Genomic DNA, 13,547 nt, shown 5'->3' with positions numbered 1-13,547 from the left:
ATCACTCCCTAATAGAAAATTACTTGCTACCACTCAATTTATTCATTAACACTTGCATCCAGTATCCTCCAATCACGGAACGTGCTCTGAAGCCAACCCACTTACCACTATCAGTATGATGCCAGTCACTGATAGGTACACGAGATACTGTCTCGTTAATATATTTATAAACAGGATCAGAGAATTTCTGGAAAGTTTCCTTGTCTGATGACATAGCTGCCGTCCACATGATCCAATCGGATTTGGTGTATTCTTTGCGGGAATCCAAAGGAAGTCCGTAAAGATTCTGTTTAGTCAGGTAATAATTGAGCTCTTTTTCGATTACATTGTTAGGGAATAGGTTCAAATTCCACAACTTATCCCACACCATATTATACTTTTGGCTCCAAGTGTTCTTACGTTCAAAAGCCAAACGGTAGTGATCGCCTTCGTTTGCCATTTTTTCCCATTTCATCGCCATTTCTTGGGCTATTAAAGCATATTTGTCTGCTACATCATTCAATCCGAGCATACGAGCCATTTCGCTGTATCCGGCCACTCCCATGATCGCTTTCACGGAAAGATTGGCATTATGAGCCCAATGTCCGGCGAAGTCATCCGTGCAAAGTTGGTTTTCCGGGTCCTGTCCATACTCTACTAAATAATTGGTCCATGTCGTTAGAATGTCCCAATATTTCTTAGCATAATCTGCATTACCTTCAATTTTCGAAATAGCTGCAGTTAGAATCACCATATTACCACTTTCTTCAATCGGCATGTCACCACCATAAACTTGTCCATTAGCTATTGGATAAGTGCCAAGGTCATGTGCTGCGAAAGGTTTATCCCAGCGACCGCTAGCACTATATTCAAAGATACTAGTCATCATTGCCTTTTGTAAATCAGGATTATAGACCAAAAACAGGGGAGCAGACGGATAGGTCAGGTCGACTGTATTGATACAACCATTACTGTTATTCTCTTTAGAGAACCACATCAGATTGCCTTCTTTGTCTGTAAATAGTTTGTGAGCAGAAATAACTTGACGATAGGCTGCAGAGCATATTTCTGCATATTTTTTACCACCTGCTTTTTCTGCATCGTTATAAATAAGCTCATCAAGTGCACGACAACGCTCCATGATGGATTGATAGTTATCTCTTAGTTTTTCGAAAGCTTCAAAAATCGTTACTTTACCATCATGCTTCCAATATCCCATACGTTTCTCATACATATATTCAATGGAATAAATGTCATCATAACCGATCATCAAGAAACCATCTTTACCATCTTTGGTAACAGTTCCAAAATTATGTACATAAGCCATTGCAGGAGTATTTTCTTCCCGACGAGTAATCCATTTGGTCTTACTTGAAGCTAAAGTCCCATTTTTAACAAAAGCTTCCTTCATTCCGCTATAGTCACCCAAACTTATAGATTTTCCTGCTCCATTTACACTACCAAGATATACATATCCCCAGTCAGCACAAATCAAATCACCTTTACGATCACATATCGGCTGGTTGATGGTGCCAGCTTCTACATAACTAATGCCATTTTTCGATAATGTACGTGCAATAGTAGGCTGAGTAGTCTCATTCACTGCTAATACCGGAGTCGTTTCTATATAGAATTGTACATCATGCTCTTTTTTATCAAGAGGACACACGCGATAGGAGATGTAGTTAATCGGAGTTGACAACAAATCCAAGTCATCTATCAATTGAGGCGCTGTAAATACAACATCTAATTCGACAGGTCCGCAGGTGAATGTATAGTAACTGGAAGTGGCTAGTACATCTACCGATTTCTGTACAGCCTCATTTTCAAATGTTACTGCATTTTTCTTTTCACGATATAAACCAAAATCCACATAAGATCCTCCAGTTGTGTTATGACAATGCGCTGCAATCACATTTTTGCCATTACGAAGTTTTTTCTTGGCTTCATCTGAAAGTTTTAGGTTTACATTATTCTTCCATACGAGATCTGTAGCAACCAGTTTTTCTCCATTTAAATATAATTCGAATACATCGTCATGAGAATAAATAAGAAAAATATTCTCTGTTAAATCCAAATCATTTATTTCAAATGTACGGCGGATATAAATATCTGTATTATCTCCTTTCCATTCTGTGCGAACACGTGGCATATCACGGCTACCGAAAGCTGCTTTACCTTTTTTCCAACTACTATCATCAAACTGGAATTCTTGCCATCCATTTGCTGGTTGACTATTAGTATATGCAGCCTCCCAACGTTCCACATTTGTCATGGGAGCAATAGGTATTAAAGCTACTTGATCTTTACCCAGGAAACGATACACTTTACCATCTACGCGTAAAGCCCCTACTAATGGTTTCTTAGCTGTAGTCCAGTGTTCTGTACTTCCTTCCATTAATTTATCATAGGGAGACCAGATAGAGAAGTGAGGATCTGAAACAACGATAGGTACCGATGGAGTACGTAACGCTACCTCTTTTACTGGTTTAAATAAGTTGCCGGTTTGAGCATTTGCGAATAAACCGACCGAAAAGGCCATTACTGTTAGTAGTTTCTTCATAAATATTTTCTAATTAATCTACAATTTTAAGGTTACCCATCTACAATCTTGTTTACCTATAAAAGAAAAACAAACCCTACGTTTTCTTTTATTTCTCTTTTTACCTTCTTACTATTACCTTTTAAATGCAATCTTACCTTTCTTATCGCTATACCTAAATAATATATTAAAATCAGTACTGTCGAATATTTATAAATGCTAGAGGAAAAGTTTATATAGAATTGTGTGTTTCAGGTAGGACCCAGGAGTCATACAAATCCATTTGTTTTTCCATAGCATTTTATTTGTAACGCTACAAAATAATGGAATTAATGCTAAATATTAGGAAAATCTGTGTTCAAGAAAGGACAAAATCTATTCTTTTTTCAAATTTTGAGTGTTTTTAAAGTGCAAAATAAGTCTCTTACAGTGTGCTTTGAGTAGTTTTTTTCCTTTTTGAGCAATATTTATCCACTTTTATTAAGATAGTACAATGTTTTTGGAGGTTCTAGCTTTTAACGATGAGATATTGCTCATATCGAATAGCTTTTGTAATTTTGCAATACGAAAGCAATACAGATTTACTATCGCAAAATATACTCCATATATTAAACCAAAGTACGTCACTCGAGAGGGGACTACTGTCCTCTATGTTCGATATAACTACAATCGAACTAAGCGTACGCTCATCTCTACTGGATACAGTATTAAACCGGAACACTGGGATTCTAAAAAGAGATGGATTAAGCGCGCTTGTCCAAACTATGATGAAATTGATGCCTGCCTGATTAGAATAACGTCCAAGCTTGGAGAAATTCTTACATATGCTAAGATAAACGGAATAAGTCCAACCGTAGATTTTGTTTTACTTGAATTAAAAAAAAATAGAGAATATGAATTACGTCCTAATCGGGTAGATATATTTGACGCATTAGAAAGATATATTACAGAAAAAGCTCCAGTTGTTTCTGCAGATCAAATAAAAGACTACCGAACACTTCGTAAACATCTGATCGCTTTCAAAGAACATTCATCGCAACCAATTACTTTTCATAACCTGAATCTTATATTTTATAATGAATTCATGGATTATTTATTTTATAAGGTTATAAAGCCCGATGGGAGTGTTGGCTTGCTCACTAATTCTGCAGGAAAAATTATACGTTTGTTAAAGGGATTTGTTAATTATCAAATAGATAAAGGAGTTATTCCTCCAATTGACTTGAAGCATTTTAAGGTCGTAGAAGAAGAAACTGATGCTATTTATTTAAGTGAAAAGGAGCTTTCAACAATACACGAGTTAGACTTGTCAGATGATAAGCAATTGGAAGAGATTAGAGATGTTTTTATTACTGGGTGTTTTACAGGACTACGATATAGTGATCTCTCAACATTAAGTCCCGAACATATTGACTTAGATAATGAGATTATAAATCTTAAACAGAGAAAAGTGCATAAAGCTGTCATAATCCCTATGATTGATTATGTACCGGAAATACTCAAGAAATACAACTATGATTTACCTAAAATCCCTAGATATATATTCAACGAAAGAGTTAAAGAATTGGGGCGAAGAGCAAAATTAAAACAAAAAATTGAAGTTGTTCGCAAAAAAGGAAAGGAACGGGAAAAGAGAGTCTATGAAAAATGGGAGATGATCTCTTCTCATACTTGCCGACGATCGTTTTGCACAAATATGTATTTATCCGGCTTTCCTGCCGGAGAACTTATGCGCATATCCGGGCATAAAAGTCCATCTGCATTCATGAGATATATAAAGGTGGATAATCTACAGGCTGCAAAAAGACTAAAAGAACTTCGAGCTAAACTTGCCAGGTAAAGATTGAAATATTTCATCTTAGTTATTTCAAATTATGTTCTATTTTTCATATATGCAGAAGAATTAAGATTCTATTGAGTTGCTAAATAGAAAAAAGAAAGTCACATTTACATCATATATATTCTTTTTATTGAATATATAGCATAATTCTTTATAAATATGTACTTTTTCCTACTATCGAAAAGATGTTTTGATATAATGAAACAAGTCGTTGGTTTAAAAGGAACATCTCTTACCTTTAAAAGAAACTACTTATTGGTTTAAAATAAACCACACTATGGACTCCTGAATGGGGTTCTAACATCTACTTTCCTTATTACCTTAAGCTATCACACAATAACATTTCTCTGCAAAATAGCATAAAAAGATAGATAAATCATTCCAGAAAGCTTTATTTACGTCGAATTCATTCAACAAGAGTAATTATTCAATCTATTTGATTCTTAATATCTTAAAATGCTGCTAGTTTTTATGTCATAAAAGAAATTACATAGATAAATGGAAAGAGAGAGAGGAAAAATATTCATTTTTTCAGATTAGTCCATTTCTCATCTTAGACTACCACTACATTTATCCATTAACTTTTTATTTATTAAAAGTCTGCTCATAAATTAGAATTTTGTATTTCATTTAATAGCCACAACAACACAAAGACAATACAGCATGAATGTATTCTATTGTATTTCAATTAGTTAACAAATAACAATTTAGTCTGGACAGGACCCGGAAAACCAACTTTGCACGGATGACTTCGCCGGACATTGGGCTCATAATGCCAATCTTTCCGTGAAAGCGATCATGGGAGTGGCCGGATACAGCGAAATGGCTCGGATGCTCGGATTAAATGATGTAGCAGACAAATATGCGGCTATAGCCAAGAAAATGGCGGTGAAATGGGAAGAAATGGCGAATGAGGGTGATCATTACCGTCTGGCTTTTGACCGTAAAGATACCTGGAGTCAAAAATATAACATGGTTTGGGATAAGTTATGGAACCTGAATTTATTTCCTAACAATGTAATCGGAAAAGAAATAAACTATTATTTGACCAAACAGAATCCTTATGGACTTCCTCTGGATTCGCGTAAAGAATACACAAAATCTGACTGGATCATGTGGACAGCGGCTATGTCCCCGGATAAGGATACTTTCCAACGATTCTCTGATCCAGTCTATAAATATATCAATGAAACAGTATCTCGTGTACCTATCAGTGACTGGCACCATACAGACAGCGGACGATGGGTTGGCTTTAGAGCTCGTTCGGTGATTGGAGGATACTGGATGAAGGTATTAATGGATAAAGTTCAGAATAATCAATAATTTAAATCTAGTGTATTATGAAATGTAAAACTATGAAACATGGGAGCATAGGGTTACAGTGTATGATGTTGGCATTCGTTTTTGCAGTCTGTTTTACTGGCTGCAAAGATAGCAAAGACGAGACATCAGCACCTTATGATCCGAATCAGCCAGTAGAGGTAACTGATTTCACACCCAAGTCGGGAGGTGGAAAGAAGAAGATGATTATCTATGGCAGTAATTTTGGCACAGATCCTTCTCTTGTTTCCGTTAAGGTAGGTGGAAAAGAAGCTATTGTTATTAGTGCTAAAGGTACTAGTATTTACTGTTCTACGCCGGAAAGCTGTTTCGAAGGAACTATTGAAGTAAAAGTGGGTGAGCAAACTGTGATAGCATCTGAAAAATATCAGTACGAACCGCAAATGGTAGTAACAGACTTATGCGGTGATGTAGATGAATTGGGTGAGGGAAATATTGTAGAAACAGGTCCGTTTGACGATTGTGGAAAGATAGATTATCCTTTTTGGTTTTCTTTCGATCCTCAACATTCTAATATCCTTTATTTGTCTCAAAATAATGGGCTTTTGAGGGTGCTGGATCTGGAACAAGAAATGATCTATACCAAGAAGCTAGATAATATTAACCGCGCAACTACTATTACATGGACTAATGATGATGATATGATATTGGCGGCTCCCCAAAATGGTGGTGCTAAGAATAGAAACAATATTATTTTAAAGCGTGAAAGCAGTACAGACGGGCAGGATTTCAAAGAGTCCAGTTGGGTAGCTTTGGCGCGTGGTAATGCTTGCAATGGGTCTATGGTACTTCCACAAACGGGAGAGCTTTACTTCAATCATCGTGCAACAGGCAATGTGTACAGATATAATTTTGAAGAAAACGGCTATAATAACAATCCGGAAGTTCCTGGTGGAGCAGGGTTGAATGAACTTTTGGCATTTAGTGTACCTAATCAGACGGTTGACTTTAGTATGGTTCCTCATCCAACAGGTAAATATGTTTATATCATCATGCATGAATCGCATTATATACTTCGTTCCAATTACGATGAAGAAACTAAAAAGTTGGTAACTCCGTATATTGTATGTGGGCAATCCGGCCAGGCAGATTATAAGGATCTTGTAGGTATCAATGCGCGTATCAATAAGCCTGGCCAAGGTGTCTTTGTGCTCAATGAAGAGTATAAGGCAGCCAACAAAGATGATTGGTATGACTTCTATTTTGCAGATAAAGAAAATCATTGTATTCGAATCTTGACTCCGGATGGGGTGGTTTCTACGTTTGCCGGACGCGGTTCTGCTTCTGCAAGTAGCTATAAATGGGGTAAGCAAAATGGAGAAGTACGTGAGAGAGCACGCTTTAATCAACCGGTGGCTTTGGCTTACAATGAGGCAACAAAGACTTTCTATGTAGGTGATTCGGGAAATTATAAGATTCGGAAGATTGCCAAAGAACAGGCCCCTGATGATTTAGGCGGAGAAGAATCCAATGACAATCAAAACCAAGAAAATCAATAAAAAGAAGAACACATGAGAATAAAAGAATTTATTACGATTTGTCTGTTATTAGTCTCTGTTTCCCTTTTTGCTCAAGAGAAGACAATTGAGGTAACAGGAGTCGTGACGGACACGAATAAAGAACCATTGGTTGGTGTCAATGTGACAGTGAAGGATAAACCTGGTTTAGGAGCGATAACGGATATCAACGGACGTTACAAAATAAATATTGAGGAATTTTCTCGTTTGGTATTTTCATATATTGGTTTTGATACGCAAGAGATATTAGTGAAACGTCAGAGTTTGGTTAATGTATCGATGAAAGAATCGGATGCTAGGGAAATTGATGAAGTTGTAATCACTGGTACAGGAGCACAGAAGAAATTAACAGTGACTGGTGCGGTGACGAATGTAGATGTAGAAGTATTAAAGTCAAATCCTTCAGCAAATCTTTCTAATGCATTGGCTGGAAATGTGTCAGGTGTTCTTGCCATGCAGACTTCCGGACAACCGGGTGTAAATACTTCTGAATTCTGGATTCGAGGTATTTCCACTTTTGGAGCCAATAGCTCTGCATTAGTGCTGGTTGATGGTTTTGAACGCGATTTGGATGAGATCAATATTGAAGATATCGAATCCTTTTCTGTATTGAAAGATGCTTCTACGACGGCGATTTATGGTCCTCGTGGTGCAAATGGTGTAGTACTGATCACCACTAAACATGGTAAGGAAGGCAAGATCAAGATTAATGCCAAAGTAGAGACTTCTTATAATGCCCGCACTATTACTCCGGAATTTGCGGATGGTTACAGTTATGCCATGTTGATGAATGAAGCGCGAATTACTCGTAACCAAGAGAGAATTTATCAAGAGGATGAAATGGAAATTCTGCGATTGGGGCTTGATCCGGATTTATATCCGAATGTTGACTGGATGGATGTGTTGTTAAAAGATGGAGCCATGACCTATCGTGCCAATCTGAATATGAGTGGTGGTGGTAGTACGGCACGTTATTTTGTATCGCTTAGTTATGTGAATGAAGAGGGAATGTACAAAACAGACGAGTCCATGCGTAAGGATTACAATACCAATCCTAGCAGTCAGCGTTGGAATTACCGTTTGAATACGGATATTGATGTAACAAAGACTACTCTTGTAAAAGTTGGTGTATCCGGTTCGCTAAAGAAGCGTAATGCACCGGGACAGGGCTCTAATGTCTGGACTTCATTAATGGGGCAGAATCCGGTCAGTATTCCTGTTATGTACTCTAATGGTTACATTCCTGCACATGGAGTAGAAGATAATCGCAAAAATCCTTGGGTACTTGCTACACAGACTGGATATAAAGAAATCTGGAATAATAAGATTCAGACAAATATTTCTCTGGAGCAAAAGCTGGACTTCATTACCAAAGGCTTACGCTTTGAAGGCCGTTTCGGATTTGATACGAATAATCAGAGTGAAATAAACCGGATAAGAATGCCGGAGACATGGCGCGCCCAAAGAGAACGTGACGATGACGGGAACCTGATTTTCAAGCAACAAAGTGCCGAGAAACCAATGGAACAGACGAGTTCTTCCACTGGTGAGCGCCGTGAATTTTTAGAGGCCTATTTGCAATATAATCGTGCATTCAAAGCACATCACGTAGGTGGTACTTTAAAATATAGCCAGGATGCTTATCGGACCACAGTAGATATTGGAACAGATGTAAAAAATGGTATTGCCAAACGTCACATGGGATTGGCGGGGCGTGCCAGTTATAACTGGAATTATCGCTACTTTGCCGATTTTAATTTTGGTTATAATGGTTCGGAGAATTTTGCTGACGGGCATCGTTTCGGTTTTTTTCCAGCCTTTTCTTTAGCTTGGAATATAGCAGAAGAGAAATTTGTTAAAAAACATCTGAAATGGATGAATATGTTCAAGTTACGTTACTCTTATGGTAAGGTTGGTAATGATAAGATGGATGTACGTTTCCCTTATTTGTATACTATCAAGGATGATGGAAGTGGTTGGACTTGGAGTGATTATGGTTCTACGGATAATGTATATACAGGAATGCAGTATACACAGTTGGCCTCTAACAATGTCACCTGGGAAATTGCAACCAAGCATGATGCGGGTGTAGACTTATCTTTATTCAATGATAAGTTTACGGCTACTGTAGATTATTTTCATGAACAGCGTGATGGCATCTATATGGAACGTAAATATCTACCAGGTATTGTGGGGGTGAATAGTAATCCAAAAGCGAATGTGGGAAGTGTCCGGTCGAAAGGTTTCGACGGCAATTTTGCCTACAAGCAGAAGATAGGAAAAGTCAATTTGACTGTTCGTGGTAATTTTACTTACAGCAAAAATGAAATTCTGGAAAAAGATGAGATGAACGCAGTTTATCCTTATCAAAAAGAGGCTGGCTACAGGGTTAATCAGGCAAAGGGATTAATAGCTTTAGGATTGTTTAAGGATTACGATGATATACGAAATAGTCCGCAGCAGACTAATTGGGGAAAGGTACAACCGGGTGACATCAAATATAAAGACGTCAATGGGGATGGAATCATTAATGCTAGTGATGAAGTGGCCATTGGTGCGACAACAAAGCCTAACTTGATATATGGTTTTGGTATTTCTGCACAGTGGAAAGGTTTTGATTTTAATGCTCACTTCCAGGGAGCAGGCAAGTCTTCATTCTTCATTAATGGTTCTACTGTATATGCCTTTAAGGATAGTCAGTGGGGAAATATTCTGACGAATTTAGTGAAAGATCGCTATGTCGATGCGGAGACAGCTGCCACATTGGGTATTCCGGCTAATGAGAATCCTAATGCTTCGTATCCTCGGCTTAGTTATGGAGGGAATGATAATAATTATAGAGCTTCTACCTATTGGCTCAGAGATGGATCTTATTTACGCTTGAAAACATTGGAAGTAGGTTATACATTGCCGAAATCAATTGTGAACAAGATGCGGTTTAACAAGATACGTGTATTTTTCATTGGTACCAATATCTTGACGTTTGCTAAATTTAAAGAATGGGATCCGGAAATGGGAGTCTCTAACGGTGAGAAATATCCGCTTGCTAAGACGTTTACTTTGGGATTAACTGTGAATATCTAATTAAATGCATGAAAAATGAGAAAGATATATAAACTGTATATTGGTATTATGTTGAGTGCGATTGCCGTCGCTTGTTCGGATAAACTCGACTCTGACAAATATTTCAAAGACCGCCGGTCTTTGGAGGATGTTTTTACTGACAAGGAATCTACGGAAGAATGGTTGGCGAATGCCTATTCCTATTTAGGTGGATACAATCTGGAAGTATCTAACATGCTTAATACAATCACTAATTTCGCCGATGATATTTATTTCGGTGGGAATAGTCTTGATGCGTACAAGACATTCAAGACTGGTACTTATGATGAAGGTTACCGGCATTCGTGGGGGGATAGTTATAAAGGTATTCGTCAAGCGTCTATCTTCATTCAGAATATTGACATGAATACGAAATATACGGAAGAAGAGAGAGCCGATCTGAAAGCGCAAGCCCGTTTCGTGCGTGCGTATTATTATTGGTTATTACTACGTAAATACGGTCCTGTACCCTTATTGCCAGATGATGGACTTGACTATACTGCCGATTATGATGATTTGGAAATTCAGCGTAATTCGTATGATGAATGTGTGGAATACATCGAATCGGAGATGTGCCTGGCAGCCAAAGACCTGCCTCTGGCCCGGGCCATTAATCAGGTGGCACGTCCCACGCGAGGAGCAGCATTGGCAGCTCGTGCCAGAGCATTGGTATATTCGGCAAGCCCTATCAATAATCCACGTCCGGGAGATCCTGATAAATTTTCGGATTTGGTAGATTATGAAGGAAGATGTCTGATGTCTCAGGAATATAATGAATACAAATGGGCTAGAGCTGCAGCTGCGGCAAGAGATGTGATGGAACTTCCCGGAGAAAATAACGGGCGTCGTTATGAACTTTACCATAAGAAAGCAACTAATATTGCTGAACCCGGATATCCTGCTACCATTGCTCCTTATCAGGATAAGGACTTTTCAACAAAGACATGGAATGAAGGTGGATATAGTGATATAGACCCTTATGAGTCTTATCGTGCTGTTTTTAATGGTTCATTAGCGATGTACCAAAATCCGGAGTTGATTTTCAGCCGTGGGCGTAATCAGGGAGCCAATAGTATTGCTGAAATGGTGAAACTTCAAATGCCGAAAACTTTGGGTGGAGGAAGTAATGCGTATGGCATGACACAGAAGATGTGTGACGCTTATTATATGGCAAATGGAGACGAATTTAGCAGAGAACATTTTAAAGAAGAGTACCCTTACGGCACACGTTTTGTCACTAAAGAGGAGGTTGAGGCAGGTACATACCCTCAACTAAAAGAAGGGGTGTATAAGGAATATGCCAACCGAGAACCACGTTTTTATGCTTCGGTTTCTTATAATGGCTGTGTGTGGGCTTTACTGAAAAATGCAGAGACAACGGACTATAAGAATGACGTTGAGAAACAAGTCAACTATTATTACGGTATCAATACGGACGGTTTCTCCGGTACTGGTGTTTATTTACGATCTGGCATCGGTATCATGAAGTATGTACACCCGGATGATACGAATCGTAAGGAAATAAAAGCAAAAGCAGAACCTGCCATTCGTTTTGCCGAAATTTTATTGATCTATGCCGAAGCCTTGAATGAGTTGGAGGATGGATCTTCATATGACATAGCATCATGGGATGGTTCTACCAGTTATTCCGTCAAACGTGATATTGATGAAATGAAAAAAGGTATCAGACAGATACGTCGCCGTGCGGGTGTACCCGATTATACCATGTCGGAGTACCAAGATCGGGATGTATTCCGCAAGAAGCTGAAACGTGAACGTCAAATTGAACTCATGGCCGAAGGGCAGCGTTATTTTGATTTACGTAGATGGAAAGATGCAGAAGTGGAAGAGTCCAAGAAAAACTACGGATGTAATTTCTATATGTCGGATACGGAGGAGCAGAGAGAACAATTCTATACTCCGATTGAAATTGCAGACTTACCTACTGCCTTCTCGCGTAAGCTCTATTTCTGGCCTATCAGCCACGATGAGCTGAAACGTAATAAACGGTTGACGCAGAACCCGGGATGGACATACAATGATTAATCTCCTAATAAGAATATGATATGAAGAATATATATATTTATTTAAGTTTATTGGCTGTCATCGTCTTGGGAACCGCTTGTAATAATGAGTGGGAAGATGAGCAGTATGAACAATACGTATCTTTCAAAGCACCTATCGCTTCAGGAGGCGATGGTGTTACTACCATCTACGTCAGATATAAGGATAATGGAAAAGTGACTTATCAGCTGCCTGTCATTATCAGTGGCTCTACAGTGAATGGACAAGACCGAGATATACATATAGCAGTGGATAAGGACACATTGAAAACGTTGAATATCGAGCGCTTTAGTCTTTATCGTCCGGAATTGTGGTATACGGAAATGGAGGAAGATAAATATGAATTTCCCGAAACGGTACATATTCCTGCCGGTTCGTGCGTAGAACAATTAAATATTGATTTTAATCTACAAGGCATTGATATGTTGGAGAAATGGGTTTTACCGTTAACTATTGTTGATGATGGAGCCTATGATTATCAAAGTCATCCACGTAAGAACTATGCAAAAGCTTTGTTGAAGGTAGTACCTTTTAATGATTATTCCGGTTCGTACACGGCTTCTTCCATGAAAGTGTACACTTATATAAATGGTAAGCCTGATACGAATGCAAGAACGACGAACAAGCGTACAGGATATGTGATAGATAACAATTCCGTATTCTTTTATGCCGGTCTGATTAATGAGGATATGGATAAAGACATACGTAAGAAGTACAAAATCAATGTACACTTCAGAGAAGATGGAACATTGGATATGAAGCCGGACGATCCCAATAATGAAATGGAATTTGAATTAATAGGAACACCTATCTATAGTAGTACATCGATTATGGATGCTACACGCCCTTATTTGGAACGTCGTTATGTTCAAATCATGTTTGAATATGATTTCCAGGATTTTACCTATGGTGGAAGTGATACGGAAGTTATCCCTATCAAATATAGAGTGGAAGGAAGCATGACGCTACAACGGAATATCAATACACAGATTCCGGACGAAGACCAGCAAATAGAATGGTAATCTTATAAATGAGTGGAGATAGAGGTTGTGTCAAAACGCTGACACAGCCTTTTTTTATGCGCAAAGCCCAGACTTTCTCAAGCCCGGGCTTTGTTATTACCCAAAGTTTTCGTATCTTTAGGTATAAAGTTTTTCGTTAT

6 protein-coding genes and 1 pseudogene are annotated in these 13,547 nt (G+C 38.3%); 6 read left to right on the top strand and 1 reads right to left on the bottom strand.

Annotation, left to right across the window (positions count from 1 at the left end; genetic code table 11):
• Positions 1-19: 19 nt before the first annotated feature.
• Complete coding sequence (locus tag N5O98_RS06395; RefSeq protein ID WP_022200105.1) at positions 20-2,542, bottom strand: glutaminase family protein; 2,523 nt, start codon at positions 2,540-2,542, stop codon at positions 20-22.
• Between the two features lie 472 nt (positions 2,543-3,014).
• Here N5O98_RS06395 and N5O98_RS06390 point away from each other — a divergent pair, with 472 nt between their 5' ends.
• From N5O98_RS06390 to N5O98_RS06365, 6 genes and pseudogenes are all read left to right on the top strand, one after another.
• On the top strand, positions 3,015-4,361 hold the full coding sequence (locus tag N5O98_RS06390; protein WP_022200104.1) for a site-specific integrase: 1,347 nt from the start codon (positions 3,015-3,017) through the stop codon (positions 4,359-4,361).
• A gap of 714 nt (positions 4,362-5,075) precedes the next feature.
• Positions 5,076-5,684: pseudogene (locus N5O98_RS06385) on the top strand (glutaminase domain-containing protein); the annotation flags it as partial.
• Positions 5,685-5,701: 17 nt separating this feature from the next.
• Complete coding sequence (locus tag N5O98_RS06380) at positions 5,702-7,201, top strand: IPT/TIG domain-containing protein (protein WP_022200102.1); 1,500 nt, start codon at positions 5,702-5,704, stop codon at positions 7,199-7,201.
• A 12-nt stretch (positions 7,202-7,213) separates the two neighbouring features.
• On the top strand, positions 7,214-10,303 hold the full coding sequence (locus tag N5O98_RS06375) for a SusC/RagA family TonB-linked outer membrane protein (protein WP_004310849.1): 3,090 nt from the start codon (positions 7,214-7,216) through the stop codon (positions 10,301-10,303).
• 15 nt (positions 10,304-10,318) lie between these two features.
• Positions 10,319-12,367: a RagB/SusD family nutrient uptake outer membrane protein gene (locus tag N5O98_RS06370; protein ID WP_004310848.1), complete on the top strand. Its 2,049-nt coding sequence runs from the start codon at positions 10,319-10,321 to the stop codon at positions 12,365-12,367.
• 20 nt (positions 12,368-12,387) lie between these two features.
• A complete protein-coding gene (locus N5O98_RS06365; protein WP_004310847.1) occupies positions 12,388-13,407 on the top strand; it encodes a DUF4973 domain-containing protein in 1,020 nt (339 codons plus the stop codon).
• Positions 13,408-13,547: the final 140 nt, after the last annotated feature.

The sequence above is a fragment of the Bacteroides sp. LFL-34 genome, assembly GCF_027257075.1.
In the GTDB taxonomy this organism is placed as follows: domain Bacteria; phylum Bacteroidota; class Bacteroidia; order Bacteroidales; family Bacteroidaceae; genus Bacteroides; species Bacteroides ovatus.
Note: the sequence above shows the minus strand (reverse complement) of the source record. Positions and strands in the feature narration are given on the sequence as shown.

Coding starts and splice junctions, on each gene's coding strand:
- N5O98_RS06395 (WP_022200105.1), bottom strand. CDS start 2,542: ATGAAGAAACTACTAACAGTAATGGCCTTTTCGGTCGGTTTATTCGCA.
- N5O98_RS06390 (WP_022200104.1), top strand. CDS start 3,015: ATGTTTTTGGAGGTTCTAGCTTTTAACGATGAGATATTGCTCATATCG.
- N5O98_RS06380 (WP_022200102.1), top strand. CDS start 5,702: ATGAAATGTAAAACTATGAAACATGGGAGCATAGGGTTACAGTGTATG.
- N5O98_RS06375 (WP_004310849.1), top strand. CDS start 7,214: ATGAGAATAAAAGAATTTATTACGATTTGTCTGTTATTAGTCTCTGTT.
- N5O98_RS06370 (WP_004310848.1), top strand. CDS start 10,319: ATGAGAAAGATATATAAACTGTATATTGGTATTATGTTGAGTGCGATT.
- N5O98_RS06365 (WP_004310847.1), top strand. CDS start 12,388: ATGAAGAATATATATATTTATTTAAGTTTATTGGCTGTCATCGTCTTG.